The sequence below is a fragment of the Variovorax sp. PBL-E5 genome (assembly GCF_901827185.1).
Lineage (GTDB): Bacteria > Pseudomonadota > Gammaproteobacteria > Burkholderiales > Burkholderiaceae_C > Variovorax.
Genome location: NZ_LR594671.1, coordinates 4096395 through 4119219, shown reverse-complemented (window position 1 = coordinate 4119219; position 22825 = coordinate 4096395). Strand labels below are relative to the sequence as shown.

The following is a 22825-nucleotide window of genomic DNA, read 5'->3' as shown; positions in this document are numbered from 1 at the left end:
CGGCCCGCACCCTTGCCGAAACGGCCCGCCACAGCGGGCCGTTTCGCTTTCAGCGTCGCGAGTTGCCGGCCAGGCAGGCTTCCAGGTCGCGCTCGAACTGGGCCAGCACCGCGTTGCGATCGAAACGCTGCTCCGCATAGGCGCGCGCGCGGACGCCGAGCTCGCGCCGCCGTTCGGCGTTCGAGGCCAGCGAGACGACGGCATCGGCAAAGGCCTGTGCGTCGTCCGGTGCCACGGCGATGCCGCATTCGGCGGCGACCTGGCCGAGTTCGGTTTCGGGGCGCGCACCGGCCACCACGGGCCTGCCGCTGCTCAGCATGCCGGTGAGCTTGGAGGGCATCACCAGGTCCGCGGCATCCGCGCGCTGCGGCAGCAGGTGGATGTCCGCCAGTCCAAGCAGATCGCCCAGCCGTTCGACCGGTTGAAGATCGAGGAAGCGGACGTTGGTCAGCGCTTCGCAGCGCTTCATGAGCTCCGCACGGCCTGCTCCGTTGCCGCAGAACACGAACTCCAGGCCGGGCTGGTCCTTCAGCCTCAGTGCCATCTCGGCCAACAGTTCCAGGCCCTGCTTGGCGCCCATGTTGCCCGAGTAGAGCGCCACCACCGCATCGGAACGAATGCCCAGTTCGGCGCGGTATGGACTGTCGGCGCCGAGCGGCTGGATGGCCGAGACGTCGGCCCAGTTGGGAAGGAACACCAGTCGCGCGTCGTCGGTGCCCTTGCTGCGTGCGCGCTCGATCATGCGCTGGGAGATGGTGGAAATCCGGTCGAAGCGGCGCATCAGGCTGCGTTCCATCGAGGCCACCCGTGCGCGCAGCCATGCGCCCTTGAGCAGCCCGAGGTCGAAGGCGGCATCCACTTCGTAGTCCTGGATGTGCAGCCATGCCTTGGCCGAGCGCAGCCGCGCGAAGATCAGTGCGGCCGGCGTGCAGAACATCGGCGGTTCCGTGACCCACACCACGTCCGGCTTCCAGCGCCATTGCGCGAGCAGTGCGGGCACGCTGGTCAGTGCGAAGCTCGCCAGATGGAGCAGGCGCTTCGCGCCGCTCACCTTGCGCGGAACCCACAGCGGCGTGCGCAACACTTTGGCTCCGCGCCAGTTCTCCGTGGTGTAGCGAGAGGCGCTGTAGCCGGGCCAGACCGCCCAGTCAGGGTAGTAGGGCGGCGCCGTCACGACGCGCACGTCGTGCCCCTGCGCTGCCAGCCATGCCACCATCTCGCCGGTGTATTTGCCGATGCCGGTGAGCTCTGGTGCGAAGTTGATGCCGTAGACGAGCAGTTTCATGGATCACGAGCTTAGCGGCGAGTGCTCGCGAATGATCCGGACCAGCTTTTCCGCCACGTGCTCCATCTGGAATCGATGATCGAAGCAACGCAATGCGGCCATGCGCATCGCTGCGAGTTCGGCCGGCGTGGAGGCCAGCCAGCGTTGCAGCAGCGACGTCGTGCCATCCAGCGTATCGGTCTCGACGAAGCCTGCGCTATCTTCTTCGATCTCGCGCCAGATGTTGACCTTGTTGCTGATCAGGACCGGCCGGCTGCAGGCCAGGGCTTCGGCGACGGCGATGCCGAAGTTTTCCTGGTGCGACGGCAGGCAGAACACCTCCGAGGCGTAGAAAGCCCCCCACTTGAGATCGCCCGCCAGCATGCCGGTCCAGGCAATGCGCGAAGAAAGGCCCAGTGCGGCTGCTCGGCTCTGCAATTGGCGGGTCAGGCCTTCTTCGCCCGGCCCGGCCATCACGAGCTGGACCTCCGGTGCCGCCGCAGCCACGCGTGCGAAGGCTTCGATCAGCAGGTCGCAGCCCTTCTTTTCATGGATGCGGCCGAGAAAGAGGAGCAGGCGTTTTTGCCTCAGGTCGGGAAACGCAGAGAGGAAAGTCTCGGACAGGGCTTGTGCGTTCTGCGGTGGTGCGGAGGTGCCATACGAACTGACCGCCTCGCGGCAGCGATACAGCCAGAACGATTCGCGGGCCAGCAGCCGCTCTTCCTCGCAGGTGAAGAGCACGGCGGCCGCGTCGCGCAGCACGCGGTACTCGGCCCAGGGCCAGTAAAGCCACTTCTTCAGGTGCTTGAGCGGGTAGCGGCGCTTGAACCACGGATCGAGCATGCCGTGGCTGTAGACGAAGTAGGGAGTGGGCGAATCGTGCAGCGCACGCCAGGCGCCGAATCCGATGTACTGCCACAGACCGTTGACGATGACGGCATCGTAGTCGCCCGCATGCGCCTTGAGCCACGGGACCAGGCGCGAGTTGTAGCCGTAGCCGGCGACCGAAGGCCCCAGCGCGGTCACCTTGCCCGGAAAGTCGGCGACGAATGCGGCGTCCGGATTGTCCAGGCTCACCAACTCGCCGTGGTGCCCCATGGCACTCAAGGCGTCGTGGATTCGCCGCGCGCCCTCGATGGGGCCTCCGCCACGAGGGTCGACGGAGGGGATGAGGTGGAGCAGCCTCACTGTCGCGAGGTGCGGGGCGGGAAGATCTCGAGCCTCGGATACCGGAAGAGCAGGAGAGCGAAGGTGAGCATCACGCCGAGCAGTCCGTTCGCGGTCAATTGCCCGATGGACGACCACGTGAGCAGCGCGATGGCTGTCGTCAGCCAGATGAGAAGGGGAAAGGGCGAATTCGTCCTGGCCGAAATCCTGACGCTTTTCGCGATACCGAGGCCGAGCGCGATCGCCTTGAGGGCGAGGAAGGCGACGCCCACCAGGCCGCCTTCCAACACGATGCGGCCGCCCTCGGATTCGGCGAGCGCGAAGAAGGCTCCACCGGTGCGGAAGAACGTGGCCAGGTTCGAGCCGAATCCGATGCCGTAGCCCAGCCACGTCATGAGGTTGTAGGCGATGGACTCGCCGAACAGGACGGTGAAAACGCGTCCGCCGAAATCCTCGGCCGCGGAGGCCTGTTCGAAACGTGTCTGCGTGACGTCGATCGCATCCTGGAAGAAGTAGGCAAGGAGCGCGGTGAATGCCAGCGCGACGACGACGGCGACCGCCGCCGCCGGCTTGTTGCGCATCTTCGAGAACAGCAGTCTGCCGACCAGGTAGGCCCCGAACATTGCACCCGACGAGATCACCGCCGTCCGGGATCCGCTCATCACGGCGCCGATGCCGAAGGCCAGGAAAACAGCGAGCGCCAACAGGTACTGGAAGGTCGTTCTCTTTTTCGCGCCGAGGAGACCGAACACGATCGGCGCCACGAGCGTCATGAAGTTGGCGAAGCCGGTCGTGAAGCTGAACGTGCCGGTGGTTCGAACCACGCCCGCGACGACCACGAAGACGTCGTCCTCGTTGCCGTCCAGCTGCATGTTGATGCGGGCTCCCGGCGGGGAGTAATGCTGCACCAGGGCCAACGGCGCCAGGATGAGCATGATGACGGCGGCCACCATGATCGCAGCGCGATAGTCCGCTTCGTTCATGGTGCATGCGGCGGCGACGGCGAACCACGTGTAGAGGAGCCAGAAACGCATCCCGATGATCAACACGATCGGCGAGCTTTCCCCGCCGACGATTTGCACGAGACCCCACAAGAGCACCAGACAGGACCACGCGAACATGATCGCGGCGATCTTCTTTTCCTTCTTGAAGTGGCCACCCTTCCAGGCCTGGATGATCAGAATGAAAGCCAGCAGGTCGCGCATCAGGACCAGCAACAGCGATGCCGATTGCGACGACGAGACCCACTTGCGTACCGCGCCCTCGAAAACGACGAGCAGGAAGACGGCCAGAAAGAGATACCCGGCGCGGCTGAGCGACGCCGGTCTGCTCAGCGCCCGGGGATAGGTTGTTGTTGCGGCCACGTTCATGTGTGGGTACCGAGTGATGGGGCGCCGGCGGCCGGCTTCGTGATCTTGCTCACCTGCGCACCTCGGTGGTCATTGTCTTCAAGGCCACGACATGGGCTTCGATGTCATGCTGCTCATACCATTGGCGCGCCTGACCACCGATCGTGCGCGGATCGACGATCGAGCGATCGAGCGCATCGATGCCCGCCGCATAGTGGACGTTGGCTTTCAGGCCGTCGTGCATGTCGTAGGTTTTCGAAAGCAGAAGAGGGCAAATGCCATGCGCGCAGTAGGCGGCGAAGATACTGCTCTTGGACACGAATCGCGTCGGATAGGCCAGTGCGCCGTAGCTGGCCCGGGACAGCGCCAGACTCACTTCCTCGGCCGGCAGCATGCCGCGCGCAATGACGCCTTCCTGCGCCAGTCGCTGCGCAAGCGGGCCTTTGGGAAGCGGCGTGCCGATATCGTGGATCTCGAGGCCGTGGCGTTGGGCACAGCGGAAGATCTCGCCGTCCGCCCATTCATAGGCACGGGCTCGAACGGAGCCGGAACCGAAGACGACAAGCTTGCGCTCGCGTTCGGTGCCGGTCGACGCCGGCTCTCCGACGGTGGAGAACACCGGAAGGACGCGGTGGGGCGTGTCGTGCGCCTGCTTCAGCAGCCAGTGTGCGTAGGTTTCCCCGTTGGCGAGCCAGAAATCGGCGAGCGAGAGAAGTTCGCGCGCAATGCGCCGCTGGCAACCGCTGAGCCAGAAGGCGGAGCCCCAGGGCGGCCCGGTCGCAAAGAGCTCGTGAAAGACAATGCCGAAAGCCTTGAAGCGGGTGCGCAGGCTGCGGATCTTGCTGACCAGCCACAGCGGGATGCCGCGCTTCTGGAATCCGTAGCCGCTGAAATGCAGGAACAGGAATTCACCGGAGAGGGACGCGACGTCGGTGCTGTGCGTCAGCTCCATCGCCGGCGCACCGAGCCGGTTGCCGAGGATGGACGCATAGTCTCGCACTCCCCCGGAGCCTGGTGGAATGAGTGAGATGGACGCAGCGTTCATACGCAGGATCAGGACCGGAAAGGCAGGCCGTCAGGCCACGAGCACTTCGTTGCAATAGTCTTCATACGCACGCTCGATGCCTGCGCGCAGCGACGTGCTGGGCTGCCATCCGAGCTTGCGAATCCGGGAGATGTCGAGCAGCTTTCGCGGCGCCCCGTCCGGCTTGCTGGCATCGCAGCGGATGGTGCCACGATAACCCACCACGTCGCTCACCAGGTGCGCGAGATCTGCGATCGACAGGTCTTCGCCTGTGCCGACATTGATGTGGCTCATGGTGACCTCGGTGTGGGCCGTATAGGTTTCCCGGGGAAGGTCCATGACGTGGACACATGCGCTTGCCATGTCGTCGACGTAGAGAAACTCCCGCTTCGGTGATCCCGTGCCCCAGATGACGACGGAGGGCGCATCGGCCAGCTTGGCTTCGTGGAAACGCCGGATCATGGCAGGCAACACATGGCTGTTTTCGGGGTGGTAATTGTCGCCCGGGCCATAGAGGTTGGTTGGCATCACGCTGCGGAAATCGGTCCCGTACTGGCGGTTGTAGCTCTCGCAGAGCTTGATCCCTGCGATCTTCGCGACGGCATAGGGCTCGTTGGTCGGCTCCAGCTTGCCGGTGAGCAACGCATCCTCGGCCATGGGCTGCGCCGCAAGCCGCGGATAGATGCAGCTCGAGCCGAGGAACAGGAGCTTCTCCACGCCTGTGCGCCAGGCTTCGTGGATCAGGTTCGCTTCTACCATCAGATTCGAGTAGATGAACTCTGCCGGATAGGCGTTGTTGGCATGAATGCCGCCGACCTTCGCCGCGGCGACGTAGACCTCTTGCGGTCTTTCTTCGGCGAAGAAAGACCGGACGTGCGCCTGGTCGGTCAGATCGAGTTCGGAGCGGCTTCGGCTGAGGATGTTGGTGTAGCCCCGGGCTTCGAGGCAGCGCACGATGGCACTGCCCACCATGCCGCGATGCCCTGCAACGAAAATTCGCTTCTGAAACTCGCTCATTGGAATGTCGGCGTTGCGGATGGAATGGAAGCCGGCGAGTTGCCGGCGCGAAGGTCAGGCCAGTTTCTTTTCGCGATCGACCGCCGGCAAGGGCACGTCGTCGAAGCGCACGATGTCGTCTTCGCCGAGGTAGCCGCCCGTCTGCACTTCGATCACCTCGAGGAGCGTCTTGCCGGCATTTTCCAGTTTGTACATGGCGCCCACGGGGATGTAAATGGATTCATTCTCCTTGACAAGCCGCGTCCTGTCGTCGCACCTCACCCTGGCCGTGCCCTTGACGACAACCCAATGCTCTGCCCGGTGATGATGCATCCGCAGCGCGAGCTGCGCGCCGGGCTTCACCGTCAAGCGCTTGACGGCGAAACGTTCACCATCGTCGATGCTGTCGTAGGCGCCCCATGGCCTGGGGATGCGACGATGCCGTGTCGCCTGGCTGTGACCTCGCGTAGTGAGCAGCGCGACCACGTCCTTGACCTGTTCGGCAGAATTGATGTGCGCCACCAGAAGAGCGTCCGGCGTGTCCACCACGAGCAGGTCCTTCGTGCCCAGCGCCACGACAGGGCGGTCGGGGGCGTAGACGAAGGTGTTGTGCGCGCCCATGGCAAAGCCCTGGCCGCTGACCCGATTGCCATGGTCGTCGGGTGTGTGCAATTCGGCGACGGCATTCCAGCTGCCGACATCGCTCCAGCGGCCCTGGAAGGGAAGAACAGCGACCCGTTCGCACTTTTCGAGCACTGCGTAGTCGATGCTCTGGCTGCGGCAGCGTCCGAACGCGGCACTGTCCATGCGCAGAAAATCGCCGTCCGCTTCGACGGCAGCCGTTGCGAGCCGGCAGGCCTCGAGGATATCGGGCGCATGCTGCTCGAGCGCGGCGATCAATACCTTGGCCTGCACCAGCAGGATGCCGGCGTTCCAGAGATGACCACCGGCCAGCAGCAGCTGCTCGGCCTTCGGTGCCGCAGGCTTCTCGATGAACGCGGCCACGGCATGGCCTGCGTCGGTGCCCAGCGTGTCCAGCGGGTCGCCCTGGCGGATATAGCCATACGCGGTGCTGGGGAAGGTCGGCTCCACGCCGAATGCCACGAGGTAGCCGGCGAGTGCGGCGGGAACGCCTTTTCGGATCGTCTTGACGAAGCGATCGGCGTCCGGGATATGGTGATCTGCAGGCGCAAACAGCAGCAGGCTGTCAGGGGCGGCGAGAAGCGCCACCGCCGCCATTGCGGCAGCGGTGTTGCGAGCCACCGGTTCGAGCAGTTGCTTGCCGCATACGTGGGCAGCCTCGATGCTTTCCTGAACCAGAAAGCGGTGCTCCTCTGCAGCGACGCATGTGACTTCCTCATTGAGGAGCCGCAGACGCTCGAGCGTAAGCAACAGGAGATTCTTGCCGCCGATCAAGGGCACGAATTGCTTGGGCAAGGTCTGTCGCGAGAGCGGCCACAGTCGCGTGCCGCTGCCGCCGCAAAGAACGACCGGCCGAATGACTGTCACCGCGAGCCCTCGCCGGTGATCACTGCGCGGACCGTCTTGAACAGGATCTTGATGTCGAGCCAGAGCGACCAGTTGTTGACGTATTCCACATCGAGCTCAACGCGCCGTGCATACGAAAGTCGATTGCGGCCGCTGACCTGCCACAGTCCGGTGATGCCGGGACGCATTGCGCAATAGTGCTCCCAACCCTTGCCGTAGAGGCTGCGCTGCCGCTCCATGCAGGGACGCGGACCGACGATGCTCATATCGCCCTTGAGCACGTTCCAGAACTGAGGCAACTCGTCGAGGCTGAGCTTGCGAATGAATTGGCCGATGGGCGTGATGCGCGGATCCTTTTCCAGCTTCTGGAAGGTGTCCCACTCTGTGCGGGCCATGTCGTTGCGGCTCAGGAATTCGTCCAGCACATGCTCCGAGTTGTGGACCATCGAGCGGAACTTGTAGAAGCGAAACCTCTGGCCGCGTTCTCCGAGGCGGTTCTGCCAGAAGTGCACCGGACGTCCCATGCTGATCCGCACGCCCAACGCGACAAGCAGGTACAAGGGACCAAAAACGGCAAAGAAAATCAATGCACCAACGATGTCCATTGCACGTTTCGTCGTGCGCTCGAGATAGCTGAGCCTGCGCGGTTGTACATGCAAGGGCGGGGTCGAAGAGCCGCCGCCGTCTGGCGTAAAGCGTCGAACTACGTGGCCGTGTGCGGTCGAGTCGGAACGAAACATTTTGAAAGTCCCCCGTGTCGGGTGCTGCCTCAATCTTCAATGCGTGGCAGTGTAACGCTTTACTACTATTGGCAAGAATTTGAACACATCATGAAGGCGCTGTGTTGTGAACAAAAGCCGTACATCTTCCGATAAATGATGTGCGCCGTCCCTCTGTAAGGTGAGTTCAGAAGACTCCTTGTGCGGCGCAACATCTTCGCCGAGATTGTAGTCCTTTTGTATGACAATATGTTAACGCTTCTGGGCCAACAAGTGTTGTAGAGATGCGGCGTTTTGCATTCTTGTGACTTAATGCTGCGGCCGAGCCTGCTGCAATGCAGCAAGAACGTACCGATACGCGTGAATTCAAAAGGTTACACAGGAGACTGTGATGCCAAGGACGGTGCCGTGGCGTGTCAGGGTGGCCTGGCGCGACCCCTTGCACCGGTTGGCGTATCTCGGCGCCGGCGCAAAAAAGGAGGCGCGATGGCCTCCCTTTTTTCCTCAGTGACGCGTCGCGTCGTCCAAGGGTTGCTCGAACGGCAGCAGCATCGTGCTCAGGTCGCGTCGAGTTTCGACGAGGACGAGCGGGCCTTCGTCCACCACGATCATCGGCGGACGCTCGCGAGGCACATGAGCAGGCTTGGGTTCCGCCGCAATGGCGGCGCGAACCTGCGCGACCCGGTCGGCGTCGGAATTCACCCAATGCAGCCCTGAGCCTTCGGCGACCTGGGCGAGTTCATCGATCGGCAGTTCGAAAGGCTGGACCTTGGGAAGTGCGCGCGAGGTCGGCGCCTTGAGGTCGACCACGATGGGCGACGAGGGCGACGAGGGCGACGAAGGCATCGCGGGTCGTTCGGCGCGTGCGGCAGGTTGCTCAGTGGCCTGAGCGTCGCTGGCAGAGCTCGCTGCGAACGCTTGTGCGGTGGTTGCGTCGGCCTCCTCGCGCGGGCTGCGCTCGCGGCGGTCACGTCCGTAGCGATCGCGCGAGCGTCCGCGGCGTTCGTCGCCGTCCTTGCGCGGTGCAGAGACGCCCGCATCCTCTTCGTTCGCGGCAGTGCCGACGGCGCCGGCGTCGTGTGGCTGTGCGTCCGCAGGTTCTTCGATGGCCCGCGGCGCAACGTCGCTGCGTCGCTCGCGACGTCCCTCATTGCGCTCGCCGCGAGGGGCGCGCTCCTCGCGTGCATTGCGGGCGCCGCGGTCTGGGGCCGCGCCGTCCTGCAACTGCGATGCGTCGCCGTCGATCTCGCGTGCGGCGTCGGTAGTGCCTTCGCGTGTCGCATCGGCGTTGCGCTCACCGCGTTCCCGGCGCTCTCCGCGTCCACGCGGCGTACGTTCCGCTGGTGCGGCGCCTTCATCGCCGGCGAACGCCACGGGGGCAGTGGTGCGCGCGTCGAGCTGAGCCTCGCCCGATTCCTGCGGTGCAAGACGGGCTTCACCGTCGCGGCGCTCGCCGCGACCCCGGCGTTCGCCGTCGCGCGGGCCGCGTGCTTCGCGCGGCTCTCGTGGCTGGGCATCGCTGCGAACTTCGCGTCCCTCGCGACGCTCGCCGTCGCGGCGTTCACCTGATCGGCCGCCCCGGCGTTCGCCGTCGCGACCATTGCGGCCCTCGCTGCGACCGCCGCGGCGCTGATCGCCGTCGCGCGGGGCGCGGGCCTCGCCATCACGGCCTGGTCGGCCTTCGCGGCGTGGCTTCGGTGCCTCGACGGGAATCGCGACCGGCGGCGTCGGCGCAGCTGCAGGCGCAGGTGTGGCAGCGAACAGGCTCTTGAGCCAACCGATGAAGCCCGTTTCGGCAGCTTTGTTGGCGGCGACGGGCACAGGCGGCGTTGACAGGGGGGCAGGCGCAACGGCCGGCGGACGCGGGGCTTCCTGCTTGGGCGCGACGATGGGCGCGGGCGCATCCGGCAACACGCCCTTGATCACCGGCGTCTGCTTGTTGGTCGGTTCTTGCGAGCGCCGCGTGACCGAAGTGGGGTCTTCGATTTCGTCGGCCATCTTGTAGCTGGCCTCGATATGGTCGAGGCGAGGATCGTCGTGCTTGAGCCGCTCCAGCTTGTAGTTGGGCGTTTCGAGCGTCTTGTTGGGCACCATCAGCACGGTCACGCGCTGCTTGAGCTCGATCTTCGCAATCTCGGGACGCTTTTCATTCAGCAGGAAGGACGCGACTTCGACCGGCACCTGGACATGCACGGCCGCCGTGTTGTCCTTCATGGATTCCTCTTGAATGATTCGCAGGATTTGCAGTGCGCTCGATTCGGTGTCGCGGATGTGGCCAGAGCCGCCGCAACGCGGGCAGGGGATCGAGGAGCCTTCGCTCAGCGCCGGCTTCAGGCGCTGACGGCTCATTTCCATCAGGCCGAACTTGCTGATCGAGCCGAATTGCACGCGGGCACGGTCTTGCCGCAGCGCGTCACGCAAGCGGCTTTCGACTTCGCGGCGGTTTTTCGATTCATCCATGTCGATGAAGTCGATCACAATCAGTCCGCCCAGGTCGCGCAGGCGCATCTGGCGGGCCACTTCGTCCGCGGCCTCGAGGTTGGTGCGGGTGGCCGTCTCCTCGATGTCACCGCCCTTGATGGCGCGGGCGGAGTTCACGTCGACCGAGACGAGCGCTTCCGTATGGTCGATCACGATGGCGCCGCCGCTGGGCAATTGCACCGTGCGCGCGTAGGCCGACTCGATCTGGTGTTCGATCTGGAAGCGGCTGAACAGCGCGGCGTCGTCGCGGTAGCGCTTCACGCGTGCCGCGTGTTCCGGCATCACGTGCGCCATGAACTGCTGCGCCTGATCGTAGATGTCGTCGGTGTCGATCAGGATGTCGCCGATGTCGTGATTGAAGTAATCGCGGATGGCCCGGATCACCAGCGACGACTCCTGGTAGATCAGGAACGCACCCTTGCCGCCCTTGGCCGCGCCGTCGATGGCGGCCCAGAGCTTGAGGAGGTAGTTCAGGTCCCACTGGAGTTCGGGCGCCGAGCGACCGATGCCCGCCGTGCGGGCGATGATGCTCATTCCCTTGGGATATTCGAGCTGATCCATCGCCTCCTTGAGTTCGGCGCGATCATCGCCTTCGATACGCCGGCTCACGCCGCCGCCGCGCGGGTTGTTCGGCATGAGCACCACGTAGCGGCCGGCCAGCGAGATGAACGTGGTCAGCGCCGCGCCCTTGTTGCCCCGTTCTTCCTTTTCGACCTGGACGACCAGTTCCTGGCCTTCCCTGATCGCGTCCTGGATCCGGGCCTGGCTGGCCGAGACCCCCTCTGCGAAGTACTGCTTGGAGATTTCTTTGAAGGGCAGGAAGCCGTGGCGATCTTCGCCGTAGTCCACGAAGCAGGCTTCGAGCGACGGCTCGACGCGCGTCACGACCGCCTTGTAGATATTGCCCTTGCGCTGTTCGCGTCCTTCGATTTCGATTTCATAGTCGAGGAGCTTCTGCCCATCGACGATGGCCAGGCGGCGTTCTTCGGCCTGCGTGGCATTGATCAGCATCCGTTTCATGATGCGTTGTCCTTATATCTGTTCGTATCGCTCTACCGGTCCATGACGGACCTAACGATGCACGGACGACGCTCGCGAAACGAAGGAATTGCCGCTGTGCCCTGGCTGCTGTGGTGGCATCGGCGCGTGGCGCGTCGATGCCATCGAGTGTCAACTCAATAGCAGACGGGGTGGGGGCGCATGGATGGGCGCGAGCCCGATGTGGTGCTGATTCGCCATGTCTTCCATGGCGCTTGGCGCAATGGTGGCGCGTATCGCCGATGACTCAATAGCCCGGGTCGCCGGCAGCAGCCAGCGAAGGCACAGTTGAATCAGCAGCATCAACACAAGGTACTCGCTTCGATCCGCCGGCAGCTGGAGCCTGCAGGCTGGGTATTCCGTATCGGTGTTTCGTGGGCGTCGGCTTGACTTGGGTGCAGGGCCTGCCGCCTTGCGCGCTTGCGCGTGGCTTGCAGGCCCAACGCCAAAGCGGCATCGACCTCGCAACGCTTCCCGCAGTGCTCTAAACTTCTGATTAATCAAGCACTTACAAGACCGCGCTGGTGAAAAACATTATAGGTGCGAAGCCAAGTCCCGCGGCAGCAGAAGTTCGCTTCCTGACGGTGGATGGGGAATCCGCGGGTCAGAGGCTCGATAACTTCCTGTTTAAACAGCTGAAAGGCGTGCCCAAGACCCATGTCTACCGGATCATCCGGTCGGGAGAGGTGCGCATCAACAAGGGGCGCGCGCAGGCGGAGACACGCCTCACGCCCGGCGACGTATTGCGGCTGCCGCCGGTGCGGACATCGGCACCGGCGCAGGCGGGAGGCCAGCCGCTGGCGCCTGCTCGCGAATTCCCGGTGCTGCTGGAGGACGAAGCAGTGCTCGCGATCGACAAGCCGGCCGGCGTCGCGGTGCACGGGGGCAGCGGCGTGAGCTCCGGGGTGATCGAGCAATTGCGCGCCGCCCGTCCAGCCGCGCGTTTCCTGGAACTGGTCCATCGGCTCGACCGCGAGACTTCGGGCATCCTGTTGGTCGCCAAGAAGCGCAGTGCATTGACTGCGCTGCAGGAACAGTTTCGCGAGCGCGAGACCGGCAAGACCTACCTGGCGCTGGTCGAAGGGCGCTGGCCCGCGAACAGGAAGGTGCTCGATGCCCCGCTCGCCAAATACCTGCTGCCGGGCCCGAACGGAGCCCCCGAGGCCGGCGAGCGGCGGGTGAAGGTCGTCGCCAAGGATCATCCCGATGCGATGCGTGCGGTGACGCTCGTGAAGGTCATCGCGGGGTTGACGCTGGGCTCCGAAGCTGGCGAATGCTCGCTGCTGGCGGTGACCATCAAGACCGGTCGCACCCATCAGATCCGGGTCCACCTTGCATCGGCCGGACATCCGATCGCCGGCGATGACAAGTACGGTGATTTCGAGCGCAATCGCGCGCTCCAGAAGCTCGGCCTCAAGCGCATGTTCCTGCATGCCTGGCGCCTGCAGTTCACACATCCTGCGACAAGCGCGCGCCTGTCGCTTCAGGCCGCCTTGCCACCGGAGCTGAAGGCATTGACGCCGCAGGAAGTACAAGATGCACTTGCCACCTACCTTTCGACTGATTCCGCATGACTGATGCCAGCCTTCGCCGCTTCGACCTGATCGCCTTCGATTGGGACGGCACCCTGTACGACTCGACCCGCCTCATCGTGCGCTGCATCCAGGCGGCCGTGATCGACGTCGGAGGCGCCAAGCCGAGCGAGAACGATGCCGCATGGGTGATCGGTCTCGGCCTGGCCGAGGCACTTGCCCGTGCCGCGCCCGACGTGCCGAAGGAAAAGTACCCCGAGCTGGGGGCACGCTACCGCTACCACTATCTGCAGCACAAGGATGATCTGGTGCTGTTCGACGGCGTTCTGCCGATGCTGGACGCGCTTCGCGACCGTGGCCACAAGCTGGCCGTGGCCACCGGGAAATCGCGGCGCGGCCTGAATGAAGCGCTCACGACCGTGGCGTTGCGGGATCGCTTCGATGCATCACGCACGGCCGACGAGACCTTCGGCAAGCCGCACCCGCGCATGCTGCTGGAATTGATGGAAGAGCTCGAGGTGCCGGCCGATCGAACCTTGATGATCGGCGACACCACGCACGATCTCCAACTCGCGGTCAACGCGGGTTGCGCGAGCGTGGGCGTGAGCTACGGTGCGCACGAGCCGGACAGTTTCGACACGCTGGCGCCTCTTCACGTGGCGCATTCGGTTTCCGATCTCAAGCAATGGCTTCTCGAGAACGCCTGAAAATTCGCCGATGAGCGAAAGCATTCCCTTGTGTAACGCCGCCGATCTGGTCGAGGGTGGGCGTGCCGTTCCCTTCGATGTGGTCCACGGCGGCGAAACCTGTCGTGCCTTTGCCGTTCGCTACGAAGGTCTGCCGCACGCCTATCTGAACCGCTGCAGCCACGTCGCCATGGAACTGGATTTTCAGCCCGATCGCTTCTTCGACGACAGCGGCCAATGGCTGCTTTGCGCCACGCACGGTGCGGTCTACAAGCCGGACACTGGCGCGTGCGTCGGAGGCCCCTGCCGAGGCGGTCTCGTGAAGATCGAGCTCAGCGAACGGGACGGTGTGGTGCACTGGCATACTGCCTGGAACCTCCAACCCCTGGCGTTCTGACATGACCGATTCCAACCGCACGGAACCTGAAGGTTTCGAGCCTTTCGAGCGCACAGCGCCCAATTCTCCTGTTCAAGGTGGCACAAGAAACATGTCCAGAAACGATCCGACGCAGCAATCCGGCTGGGAGCGCGCGACGCTGGAGAAATTGGCTTTTGCTTCGTTGCGGGAACAGAAAGCCACTCGCCGCTGGAAGACCTTCGTTCGCCTCAGCTGGCTTGCCTTCTTCGTCTTCCTGGTTTGGTTCGCCATGTCGCGCGCCGCGCCGACCAGCACCAAGGCCACGCCGCACACTGCCGTGGTCGAGATCAAGGGCGAGATTGCCGCCGGCGCCGATGCCAGTGCGGAATTCGTGGTCGCAGCCATGAAGACCGCTTTCGAAGACGACGGTGCCAAAGGCATCATCCTGCTGATCAACTCGCCGGGCGGAAGCCCAGTGCAGGCGGGCATCATCAACGACGAGATCAAGCGTCTGCGCGCCAAGTACAACAAGCCCATCTACGCTGTGGTGGAGGAAAGCTGCGCATCGGCGGCGTACTACATCGCCGCGGCGACCGACAAGATCTACGTCGATAAGGCCAGCATCGTCGGAAGCATTGGCGTCCTCATGGATGGCTTCGGCTTCACGGGCCTCATGGACAAGCTCGGCGTGGAGCGCAGGTTGTTGACCTCCGGTGAAAACAAGGGCTTCCTGGATCCTTTCAGTCCGATGAACGATGCCCAGCGTGCGCATGCGCAGCAGATGCTCGACCAGATTCATGCGCAGTTCATCGACGTGGTCAAGAAGGGCCGTGGCGATCGATTGAAAGTCAATACGCCCGGTCTCTTCAGCGGCCTGTTCTGGAGTGGGCAGGAAGCGGTGGACCTGGGCTTGGCCGACCAACTCGGGAACGTCGACTTCGTTGCACGCGAGGTGATCAAGGCCGAGGACGTGATCGACTACACGCGGCGGGACAATGTGGCCGAGAAGCTGGCCAAGAAATTCGGCGCGGCGATGGGCGATGCTTCGGTGCGGGCGATGCGCTTGGCACCGGCATTGCACTGAGTCAGTCGGGACTTGCGTATCGGGCCGATGCAGCGAGCGCAGCGGCAAAGGCCACCACGACATAGAGCGCAGCGGTCAGCGTGCTCACTTGGGCCAGAAAGCCGATCACCGGCGGCCCGGCCATGAAACCCAGGTAAGCTGCCGCCGAAACCGCCGCGATGCCGCGCGCGGGCTCGACGCCCGGCACGCGCGCCGATGCAGCGAACAAGATCGGCACCACATTGGCAAAGCCGACGCCCACGCCTGCAAATCCGATCAGGGCCAGCCAGGGTGCATGGCTGATCAATACCAGTGTCATTGACGCGGCCGCCAGCAAGGCGCTTGCGCGCAGCAGGGCCGAGGGCGTCACGCGGGCCCGCATCGCATCGCCGCTGAAGCGAGCCGCTGCCATGGCCGCCGAGAAGCTTGCGTAGGCCAGTGCGGCCTGGTGCTGAGGACTGCCGAGCTCCTGCTTCAGATAGAGCACGCTCCAATCGTAGATCGCGCCCTCGGCGATCAGCCCCAGTGCCGCCAATAGCCCAAGCACGATGAGCGCGCCGCGAGGGAGCCGGAAGCCGCTCTCCGTGCTGGCGAAAGCAGTCGCTGCCTTGGGCAGCATGCCTCTGGCGGAAAGGGCGATGACGAGAGCCATTGCCACGGCAACCAGTGTCAGATGATGCTGCGGCGGCATGCCCGTTGCGAGCGCTGCGCCGCCGGTCACGGCGCCCGCCATGCCCCCCAGGCTGAACATCCCGTGCATGCCGCTCATCAAGGGTTTGCCGCCTCGAAGTTCGAGCTGCGCTGCCTCGGTGTTGATCGCCACGTCGAAAACGCTCGTGACGATGCCGAACACGGCGAGCAATCCCAGCAGCGCGGCATAGCCTGGCATGACCAGCAAGCCGGCCAAAAGAAGTGCGTAGACCGCCCCGCAGAATCGAGCAGTGTTCCGTGCGCCCTGGCGGCCGATCCAACGGCTTGCTTGCGTCAGACCCAGAAGCGCCCCGATCCCTGCGGCCAGCATGGCGAGGCCGAGTGCGGCTTCATCGACACCGTAGTGGGCCTTGACGGTCGGAATGTGAACCCCCCACGTCGCGAAGATGAACCCCGAACCGAAAAACTGTGCGCGTGAAGCCCAGCGCGTGCGGGCAACGATCATCAATGGGTTCGACAACGCTAGCGTCCGATGGCAAAGATCGCCGGTGCTCGCTCGTCGGCAGCCGACGGGCGGGCGCGCCATGCTTTCACGGTTTCGCTGCGCAGGCTCGCATCGGCGAGCGTCAGTCCGCGGGCCACCGCGAGCCTTGTGTCGTGCTGCAAGGTCTGGATCAGCGCGTACAGCAACGCGGCGTTGCGGTACGGTGTTTCAATGAAAAGTTGTGTCTGGCCGGTCTTGAGCGCGAGCACTTCGAGTTCCCGGATACGCTGCACGCGTGCAGCGGCGTCCTGCGGAAGATAGCCCACGAACGCGAAGTTCTGGCCGTTGAGTCCGCTCGCTGCGAGTGCGAGCAGGAGCGATGTGGGTCCGACGAGCGGAACCACCTGGATGCCCAGGTCGTGCGCCGCCCTCGCCACCGAAGACCCCGGATCGGCAACGGCCGGCATGCCCGCCTCGCTGAGCAGTCCGATGTCATGGCCTTCGAGTGCGGCCGCGAGCAAGGGGCGGGCGTCGAACTGGCCGGCATGGTCGCCCTTCTTGTGAACCTCGCGAGGAAGCTCTTGGATGTGCTGAGCCTGCAACGGCGCAGCAAGCGGGGCGACGGCATCGATGCGCCTCAGGTAGGCGCGGGCCGATTTGGCGTTCTCGCAGATCCAATGGGTGATGCCGGCGGCAGTTAGCAGGGTGCCGAGCGGCAGCACCTCCTGGAGCGGCGCCTGCGTATCGCAGCCGAAGTCCAGTGGCGCTGGCACCAGATAGAGTTTTCCGCGGCTCACAGCAGCGCGATTCCCGCAGCGCGCAACATCCTGGCGGTGCGAATCAAAGGCAGGCCGACCAAGGCTGTCGGATCGTCGCTTTCGATGGTGTTGAGCAGGGCAATGCCGAGGCCTTCACTCTTGGCACTTCCGGCGCAATCGTAGGGCTGCTCCGCACGAAGATAGGTTTCGATCGCTGCCTCGCTGAGGTCGCGGAATGTGACACGCACGGAGGCCAGGTCGCGCTGCGTGAAGCCTGTTGCCCCGCAGACTACCGCAACCGCTGTCTGAAAGACCAGGGTCTGACCGCTCATGCGTTGCAGTTGAGTTGTTGCACGCGCGTGATCCCCGGGCTTGCCGAGCGCTTCACCTGCAAGATCGGCCACCTGGTCGGAGCCGATCACGACGGCCTCGGGAAAGTGGGTGGCGACAGCGTTTGCCTTTTCCAGTGCGAGACGCTCCGCGAGCGCACGCGGCGTCTCGCCAGCCAGCGCCGTTTCGTCGACTTCGGGTGCCTGCACGTCGAAAGGCAGGCGCAGCCGCGCAAGAAGTTCGCGACGGTAGCGCGAGGTCGAGGCAAGAATGACGGCACGTTGCATGGGCCATGATTGTGCGCGAGCGGTTTAGACTGAGCCCGATGACGAGAGAATTTCACCCCAGCCGACTCGACGTAGATGCTTTTGCCGAGACCGCGGCCACTGTTTCGGGAGAGGAGCCGCTCGCAAGCTACCCGCGCCTGCAAGCGGAACTGGCCGCCCCGGCTCCTGGATCGACAGTCCATTGGAAAGCCACAGGGGCTTGCCGAGGCGGCTCTGCCGGGGGGACGGTTCCCTGGTTGCATTTGTCGGCGGGGGCTCGCGTTCCTTTGATTTGCCAGCGCTGCCTCGGTCCGGTCGACGTGGACCTGCAGATCGACCGCTGGTTCCGTTTCGCCGGGGACGAGGCCATTGCGGCGGCAGAGGATGAAGCGTCGGAGGAAGATGTCCTGGTGTCGAGCCGCGACTTCGACTTGCGCGCGCTGGTCGAGGACGAGTTGCTGATGGAAATCCCTATCACGCCGCGGCATGAGGTGTGCCCAGAGCTGATTCGATTTTCTGCCGAGGATCCCGATTTCAATGGCGAAGAGGGTGCGCGCCCCAATCCCTTTGCTGTTCTGGGCACCCTTCGCCCCCGAAAGCCGGAATGAAGCGCAGACGCGAGTGCGTGGCGCCACTTGCGCGGCTTGGGCTATAATCATGGGCTTCGCGCGCGCCGCTGTGGACGTTTTATCGTTGCTGTCGCCTCGCATGCCCACCAATCCATCCGCATTTCTTCAGGAGCCAGTATGGCCGTCCAGCAAAACAAGAAGTCGCCGTCCAAGCGCGGCATGCACCGTTCGCACAACGCCTTGGGCGTGCCTGGTATCGCGGTCGAACCGACCACGGGTGAAATCCACCTGCGCCACCACATCAGCCCGAACGGTTTCTATCGCGGTCGCAAGGTCCTCAAGACCAAGTCCGAAGCCTGATTCCTATTTCAAGGCCAAGGCCCGAGGCTACTTTCTTTGTAGCGTCGGGCCTTTGTTTTGATGGTCACTTCTTCCGAAGCCCCTACGGGGCGCCCTGTGATCACCCTTGCAGTTGATTGCATGGGCGGCGATCACGGGCCGCGCGTCACGCTCGCGGCCTGCAGGGCATTTCTTGAGCGGCATGCCGAGGCCTCGCTGCTCCTGGTCGGAGCGCCCGCAGCGCTCGCAGACTTCTCTCATCCGCGCGCCACGGTGATTGGTGCCAGCGAAGTGGTTGGCATGGATGACCCTATCGAGGTTGCTCTGCGCAAGAAAAAAGACTCCTCGATGCGTGTGGCAATCCAGCAGGTCAAGGACGGTGCTGCACAGGCAGCAATATCTGCTGGCAACACTGGCGCTTTGATGGCTATTGCCCGCTATCTTCTGAAAACCCTCGATGGCATCGACAGACCCGCCATCGCTCCTCAACTTCCCAACAGCAAGGGCGGAGCCACCACAGTGCTCGACCTTGGTGCCAATGTGGATTGCGATGCCGAGGATCTGCTGCAGTTTGCCGTGCTGGGATCGGCTCTCGTATCCGCACTCACAGGCAACGAATCGCCCAGCGTGGGATTGCTGAATGTGGGCGAAGAAGCGATAAAGGGCAGTGAAGCGATCAAAAGAGCCAGTCAACTGCTTCAAAAGGCCGCGAGTTCTCAGGATCTGAATTTTTATGGAAACGTCGAGGGCAACGATATTTTCAAGGGCACGACCGACATCGTGGTGTGTGACGGTTTTGTCGGCAACGTGACATTGAAGGCAACCGAAGGTGTCGCCTCCATGATCGTGGACTTTCTCAGGATTGAGTATTCGAACGGCTTTTTCAGTAAATTTGCTGCCATCGTCTCCTATCCTGTTCTAAAGGCGCTTAAGCGTCGACTCGACCACCGTCGCTACAACGGCGCAGCCTTGCTCGGGCTGCGGGGGCTGGTGTTCAAGAGCCATGGGTCCGCGGACGAAGTGGCCTTCGGCCATGCGCTGGATCGCGCTTATGATGCCGCTCGCAACAACCTGCTCGATCGCGTGCGGGCCCGCATCGCCCACGCCGCGCCATTGCTTGCCCGGCAGAAATCGGCGGTGCCGGCCGACGCGGCGGCACTCCACGCTTGATGACCGCTTTTTCCCGCATTACCGGCACTGGCAGCTATCTGCCCCCACGCCGGGTGACCAACGATGATCTCGCGCTCGAACTCGCTGCACGCGGCATCGAGACCTCCGACCAATGGATCATCGAGCGCACTGGCATTCGCGCTCGACATTTCGCAGCGCCTGAGGTCACGAGCAGTGATCTGGCACTGGAAGCCGCCAGGCATGCCATCGAGGCAGCCGGCCGCACTGCCGCCGACATCGATCTGATCATCGTTGCCACTTCGACGCCCGACATGGTGTTCCCTTCCTCGGCGGCGATCCTTCAGAACAAGCTCGGCATTGCCGGATGTCCGGCATTCGACGTCCAGGCGGTTTGCAGCGGCTTCGTGTATGCGCTCACGGTCGCCGACGCAATGGTTCGCACCGGCACCGCCAAATGCGCCTTGGTCGTCGGTGCAGAAGTGTTTTCGCGCATTCTTGACTTCAACGATCGCACGACTTGCGTTCTGTTCGGCGACGGCGCCGGCGCCGTAGTGCTCGAGGCCAGCGAAGAGCCGGGCATCCTTGCGAGTGACTTGCACGCCGATGGCAAGCACGTGGGCATCCTGTGCGTCCCTGGTCATGTGTCCGGCGGCAACGTGCTCGGGACGCCACTGCTTCACATGGACGGACAGGCTGTTTTCAAACTGGCCGTTCGCGTGCTGGAGGATGCCGCACGCAACACATTGCAGAAGGCGGGCAAGACGGAGGCGGATATCGATTGGCTGATTCCTCATCAAGCCAACATCCGCATCATGGAGGGAACTGCAAGAAAGCTGAAAGTGCCGCTCGAAAAGCTGATCGTGACGGTCGGCGAGCACGGCAACACTTCTGCGGCTTCCGTTCCGCTGGCCCTGGACGAGGCCGTGCGTTCAGGCAAGGTCAAAAAGGGTGATACCGTCATGCTCGAAGGCGTGGGTGGCGGCTTCACCTGGGGTGCAATACTGCTGGACTTGTAGCGCGGGCGCTGCCTTGGGAAAGGCTGTGACGCGATCGGAGATACCAAGAATGAAGTCCTTTGCTTTTGTCTTTCCGGGACAGGGCTCTCAAGCTGTGGGGATGCTGGACGCCTGGGGCGATCATCCCGCGGTCGCTGAAACGCTGCACGAGGCATCCGATGCGCTGGGCGAAGATGTCGCACGGCTCATCCACGAAGGCCCGAAAGAAGCGCTTGCCTTGACCACCAACACGCAGCCCGTCATGTTGGTCGCGAGCATCGCGGCATGGCGGGCATGGCTCGCAGAAGGCGGCGCCAAGCCGTCGGTCGTGGCGGGCCACTCGCTGGGCGAATATTCCGCATTGGTGGCATCCGAAGTCTTGACCTTGGTGCAGGCCGCGCCTTTGGTGCGTTTCCGGGCACAGGCCATGCAGCATGCCGTGCCCGTCGGCGTTGGCGCGATGGCGGCGATCCTTGGCATGGATGCTGAGAAGGTGAAGGAAGGTTGCGCCGAAGCGACGGCCACATTCGGCCCCGGTAGCGCTGAAATCGTCGAGGCGGTGAATTTCAATGATCCGGTGCAGACCGTGATCGCAGGCAGCAAGGCGGCCGTCGACAAGGCCTGCGAGATCCTCAAGGGCAACGGCGCCAAGCGCGCGCTGCTGCTTCCGGTATCCGCGCCTTTCCATTCGAGCCTGATGAAGCCGGCTGCCGAGGCGTTGCGCGAGCGGCTGGCGTCGATCAGCCTGGCCACGCCGCAGATTCCCGTTGTCAACAACATCGATGTCAGCATCGAAGTCGACTCCGATCGCATTCGGGCGGCATTGGTCCGGCAAGCGGCCGGGCCGGTGCGATGGGTGGAAAGCGTTCAGGCGTTGAAAAACAGGGGCGTCGACGCCATTGTCGAATGTGGTCCGGGCAGGGTTCTGGCGGGGATGGCCAAGCGCATCGCGCCGGAACTTGCCGCTGTATCGATGTATGACCCGGCGACGCTCGCCGAAACCAGGCAACTGCTCGGTGGCTGAAAGCCGAGATTCCGGATTTTCTTCTATGAGTACACCAAGATTCGAAGGCCAGATCGCACTGGTTACTGGCGCGTCGCGCGGCATCGGCGCGGCGATTGCGCTCGAGCTGGCACAGCGTGGTCTCAAGGTCATCGGAACCGGGACCACAGACGAAGGGGCTGCCAAGATCACGTCCGCTCTGAGTGCCCATGACGGCCGAGGGCGGGCGCTTAACGTCAACGACGTGAAGGCGGTCGAAACGCTGGTCGATGAAATCGTCAAGGCTTACGGTGCCATTCATGTGCTGGTCAACAACGCCGGCATCACCCGCGACACCCTCGCCATGCGATTGAAGGACGACGACTGGGATGCTGTGCTCGACACCAACCTCAAGGCCGTTTTCCGCGTGTCCCGTGCGGTGATTCGCCCCATGATGAAGCAGCGCTATGGCCGTATCGTCAATATCACCAGCGTCGTGGGCGCGGCGGGCAACGCTGGCCAGGCCAACTATGCGGCCGCCAAAGCCGGTGTTGCTGGAATGACGCGTGCCTTGGCGCGCGAGCTCGGCAGTCGCAATATCACGGTCAATTGCGTGGCGCCCGGCTTCATCGAGACCGACATGACGGCCAGCCTGCCCGAAGCGCAGCAGCAGGCGCTGCTTTCGGCGATTCCGCTAGGCCATCTCGGCAAACCAGCCGATATTGCGCATGCGGTCGCGTATCTGGCTTCACCCCAGGCGGCTTACGTCACGGGGCAGGAGTTGCACGTCAACGGCGGCATGCACATGTGAGCGCCCGCGGGGCCACCCACTTTTCTCGAACGGCCGCGTGGCAAATGCCACAATGCGGCCGGCTAAAATCCCCGATTACCTACAACCCTCAGAGGGAACCAAATGAGCGATATCGAAGCACGTGTCAAGAAAATCATTGCCGAGCAGCTCGGCGTTGAAGAGTCCCAGGTCACCAACGAAAAGGCTTTCGTCGCCGACCTTGGCGCAGACTCGCTCGACACGGTCGAACTCGTGATGGCGCTCGAAGACGAGTTCGGCATCGAGATCCCCGACGAAGATGCCGAGAAGATCACGACGGTCCAGAATGCCGTCGACTACGCCACCAAGAATCAAAAGGCCTGAAA

Annotated in this window: 22 protein-coding genes; 11 read left to right on the top strand and 11 right to left on the bottom strand. The window is 63.7% G+C overall.

The features are described from left to right. Positions 1-49: 49 nt before the first annotated feature. The 8 genes from WDLP6_RS20065 to WDLP6_RS20030 all read right to left on the bottom strand — a co-directional run bounded on the left by WDLP6_RS20065 (position 50) and on the right by WDLP6_RS20030 (position 11508). Entirely contained in the window at positions 50-1285 is a 1236-nt protein-coding gene (locus WDLP6_RS20065) for a glycosyltransferase WbuB (protein WP_162593772.1), read from the bottom strand. A gap of 3 nt (positions 1286-1288) precedes the next feature. Then, entirely contained in the window at positions 1289-2362 is a 1074-nt protein-coding gene (locus WDLP6_RS20060) for a glycosyltransferase (RefSeq protein ID WP_232077500.1), read from the bottom strand. Between the two features lie 86 nt (positions 2363-2448). Further along, positions 2449-3801 (bottom strand): hypothetical protein, encoded by a 1353-nt coding sequence (locus WDLP6_RS20055; RefSeq protein ID WP_162593770.1) that lies wholly within the window; start codon positions 3799-3801, stop codon positions 2449-2451. Positions 3802-3850: 49 nt separating this feature from the next. Beyond that, positions 3851-4825, bottom strand: coding sequence for a hypothetical protein (locus WDLP6_RS20050; RefSeq protein WP_162593769.1), 975 nt, complete (start codon positions 4823-4825; stop codon positions 3851-3853). Between the two features lie 30 nt (positions 4826-4855). Next, positions 4856-5821, bottom strand: coding sequence for a GDP-L-fucose synthase (fcl, locus tag WDLP6_RS20045; protein ID WP_162568887.1), 966 nt, complete (start codon positions 5819-5821; stop codon positions 4856-4858). 54 nt (positions 5822-5875) lie between these two features. Then, positions 5876-7309 (bottom strand): mannose-1-phosphate guanylyltransferase/mannose-6-phosphate isomerase, encoded by a 1434-nt coding sequence (locus WDLP6_RS20040; protein ID WP_162593768.1) that lies wholly within the window; start codon positions 7307-7309, stop codon positions 5876-5878. Continuing rightward, complete coding sequence (locus WDLP6_RS20035; protein WP_162593767.1) at positions 7306-8028, bottom strand: sugar transferase; 723 nt, start codon at positions 8026-8028, stop codon at positions 7306-7308. The genes WDLP6_RS20040 and WDLP6_RS20035 overlap by 4 nt, the downstream gene beginning before the upstream one ends. A gap of 483 nt (positions 8029-8511) precedes the next feature. Then, entirely contained in the window at positions 8512-11508 is a 2997-nt protein-coding gene (locus WDLP6_RS20030; protein ID WP_162593766.1) for an Rne/Rng family ribonuclease, read from the bottom strand. 542 nt (positions 11509-12050) lie between these two features. On the opposite strand from WDLP6_RS20030, the gene WDLP6_RS20025 reads away from it, so the two are divergent. Genes WDLP6_RS20025 through WDLP6_RS20010 form a run of 4 tightly spaced genes read left to right on the top strand, consistent with a single transcriptional unit; the run spans position 12051 to position 15186 of the window. Beyond that, positions 12051-13100 (top strand): RluA family pseudouridine synthase, encoded by a 1050-nt coding sequence (locus tag WDLP6_RS20025; RefSeq protein ID WP_162593765.1) that lies wholly within the window; start codon positions 12051-12053, stop codon positions 13098-13100. After that, positions 13097-13765, top strand: a complete 669-nt coding sequence (locus WDLP6_RS20020) for an HAD-IIIA family hydrolase (protein WP_162593764.1) — start codon at positions 13097-13099, stop codon at positions 13763-13765. Before WDLP6_RS20025 ends, WDLP6_RS20020 begins: the two co-directional genes overlap by 4 nt. A gap of 10 nt (positions 13766-13775) precedes the next feature. Then, positions 13776-14141 (top strand): Rieske (2Fe-2S) protein, encoded by a 366-nt coding sequence (locus tag WDLP6_RS20015; protein WP_162568881.1) that lies wholly within the window; start codon positions 13776-13778, stop codon positions 14139-14141. 1 nt (position 14142) lies between these two features. After that, positions 14143-15186, top strand: a complete 1044-nt coding sequence (locus WDLP6_RS20010) for a S49 family peptidase (protein ID WP_162568880.1) — start codon at positions 14143-14145, stop codon at positions 15184-15186. Position 15187: 1 nt separating this feature from the next. Here the strand turns inward: WDLP6_RS20010 and WDLP6_RS20005 are convergent, their stop codons facing one another. Genes WDLP6_RS20005 through WDLP6_RS19995 form a run of 3 tightly spaced genes read right to left on the bottom strand, consistent with a single transcriptional unit; the run spans position 15188 to position 17675 of the window. Further along, positions 15188-16321, bottom strand: a complete 1134-nt coding sequence (locus tag WDLP6_RS20005) for an MFS transporter (protein WP_162593763.1) — start codon at positions 16319-16321, stop codon at positions 15188-15190. Positions 16322-16338: 17 nt separating this feature from the next. Continuing rightward, positions 16339-17097 (bottom strand): SAM-dependent methyltransferase, encoded by a 759-nt coding sequence (locus tag WDLP6_RS20000; protein ID WP_162593762.1) that lies wholly within the window; start codon positions 17095-17097, stop codon positions 16339-16341. Next, positions 17094-17675, bottom strand: a complete 582-nt coding sequence (locus WDLP6_RS19995) for a Maf family protein (protein ID WP_162593761.1) — start codon at positions 17673-17675, stop codon at positions 17094-17096. Before WDLP6_RS19995 ends, WDLP6_RS20000 begins: the two co-directional genes overlap by 4 nt. Before the next feature lie 5 nt (positions 17676-17680). On the opposite strand from WDLP6_RS19995, the gene WDLP6_RS19990 reads away from it, so the two are divergent. The 7 genes from WDLP6_RS19990 to acpP all read left to right on the top strand — a co-directional run bounded on the left by WDLP6_RS19990 (position 17681) and on the right by acpP (position 22823). Next, positions 17681-18262: a YceD family protein gene (locus WDLP6_RS19990; protein WP_332105589.1), complete on the top strand. Its 582-nt coding sequence runs from the start codon at positions 17681-17683 to the stop codon at positions 18260-18262. A 138-nt stretch (positions 18263-18400) separates the two neighbouring features. Beyond that, positions 18401-18583 (top strand): 50S ribosomal protein L32, encoded by a 183-nt coding sequence (gene rpmF / locus WDLP6_RS19985; protein ID WP_162593759.1) that lies wholly within the window; start codon positions 18401-18403, stop codon positions 18581-18583. Between the two features lie 96 nt (positions 18584-18679). Further along, positions 18680-19732, top strand: coding sequence for a phosphate acyltransferase PlsX (gene plsX / locus WDLP6_RS19980; RefSeq protein ID WP_162593758.1), 1053 nt, complete (start codon positions 18680-18682; stop codon positions 19730-19732). Beyond that, complete coding sequence (locus tag WDLP6_RS19975) at positions 19732-20709, top strand: beta-ketoacyl-ACP synthase III (protein WP_162593757.1); 978 nt, start codon at positions 19732-19734, stop codon at positions 20707-20709. Before plsX ends, WDLP6_RS19975 begins: the two co-directional genes overlap by 1 nt. A gap of 49 nt (positions 20710-20758) precedes the next feature. After that, entirely contained in the window at positions 20759-21712 is a 954-nt protein-coding gene (gene fabD / locus WDLP6_RS19970) for an ACP S-malonyltransferase (RefSeq protein WP_162593756.1), read from the top strand. Positions 21713-21737: 25 nt separating this feature from the next. After that, on the top strand, positions 21738-22481 hold the full coding sequence (gene fabG, locus WDLP6_RS19965) for a 3-oxoacyl-ACP reductase FabG (protein WP_162593755.1): 744 nt from the start codon (positions 21738-21740) through the stop codon (positions 22479-22481). A gap of 102 nt (positions 22482-22583) precedes the next feature. Then, positions 22584-22823 carry an acyl carrier protein gene (acpP, locus tag WDLP6_RS19960; protein ID WP_007830471.1) on the top strand — a complete coding sequence of 80 codons (240 nt, stop codon included), beginning with the start codon at positions 22584-22586 and terminating at the stop codon, positions 22821-22823. Positions 22824-22825 lie beyond the last annotated feature (2 nt).

Excerpts from the sequence above, each read along its gene's own strand:
- WDLP6_RS20005 (WP_162593763.1), bottom strand. The coding sequence starts at position 16,321 with ATGATCGTTGCCCGCACGCGCTGGGCTTCACGCGCACAGTTTTTCGGT.
- WDLP6_RS20020 (WP_162593764.1), top strand. The coding sequence starts at position 13,097 with ATGACTGATGCCAGCCTTCGCCGCTTCGACCTGATCGCCTTCGATTGG.
- fabG (WP_162593755.1), top strand. The coding sequence starts at position 21,738 with ATGAGTACACCAAGATTCGAAGGCCAGATCGCACTGGTTACTGGCGCG.
- WDLP6_RS20010 (WP_162568880.1), top strand. The coding sequence starts at position 14,143 with ATGACCGATTCCAACCGCACGGAACCTGAAGGTTTCGAGCCTTTCGAG.
- WDLP6_RS19990 (WP_332105589.1), top strand. The coding sequence starts at position 17,681 with ATGATTGTGCGCGAGCGGTTTAGACTGAGCCCGATGACGAGAGAATTT.
- WDLP6_RS20060 (WP_232077500.1), bottom strand. The coding sequence starts at position 2,362 with ATGGGGCACCACGGCGAGTTGGTGAGCCTGGACAATCCGGACGCCGCA.
- fcl (WP_162568887.1), bottom strand. The coding sequence starts at position 5,821 with ATGAGCGAGTTTCAGAAGCGAATTTTCGTTGCAGGGCATCGCGGCATG.
- WDLP6_RS20030 (WP_162593766.1), bottom strand. The coding sequence starts at position 11,508 with ATGAAACGGATGCTGATCAATGCCACGCAGGCCGAAGAACGCCGCCTG.
- WDLP6_RS19995 (WP_162593761.1), bottom strand. The coding sequence starts at position 17,675 with ATGCAACGTGCCGTCATTCTTGCCTCGACCTCGCGCTACCGTCGCGAA.
- WDLP6_RS20050 (WP_162593769.1), bottom strand. The coding sequence starts at position 4,825 with ATGAACGCTGCGTCCATCTCACTCATTCCACCAGGCTCCGGGGGAGTG.
- WDLP6_RS20015 (WP_162568881.1), top strand. The coding sequence starts at position 13,776 with ATGAGCGAAAGCATTCCCTTGTGTAACGCCGCCGATCTGGTCGAGGGT.
- WDLP6_RS20055 (WP_162593770.1), bottom strand. The coding sequence starts at position 3,801 with ATGAACGTGGCCGCAACAACAACCTATCCCCGGGCGCTGAGCAGACCG.
- WDLP6_RS20035 (WP_162593767.1), bottom strand. The coding sequence starts at position 8,028 with ATGTTTCGTTCCGACTCGACCGCACACGGCCACGTAGTTCGACGCTTT.
- WDLP6_RS20065 (WP_162593772.1), bottom strand. The coding sequence starts at position 1,285 with ATGAAACTGCTCGTCTACGGCATCAACTTCGCACCAGAGCTCACCGGC.
- acpP (WP_007830471.1), top strand. The coding sequence starts at position 22,584 with ATGAGCGATATCGAAGCACGTGTCAAGAAAATCATTGCCGAGCAGCTC.
- WDLP6_RS19975 (WP_162593757.1), top strand. The coding sequence starts at position 19,732 with ATGACCGCTTTTTCCCGCATTACCGGCACTGGCAGCTATCTGCCCCCA.
- fabD (WP_162593756.1), top strand. The coding sequence starts at position 20,759 with ATGAAGTCCTTTGCTTTTGTCTTTCCGGGACAGGGCTCTCAAGCTGTG.
- rpmF (WP_162593759.1), top strand. The coding sequence starts at position 18,401 with ATGGCCGTCCAGCAAAACAAGAAGTCGCCGTCCAAGCGCGGCATGCAC.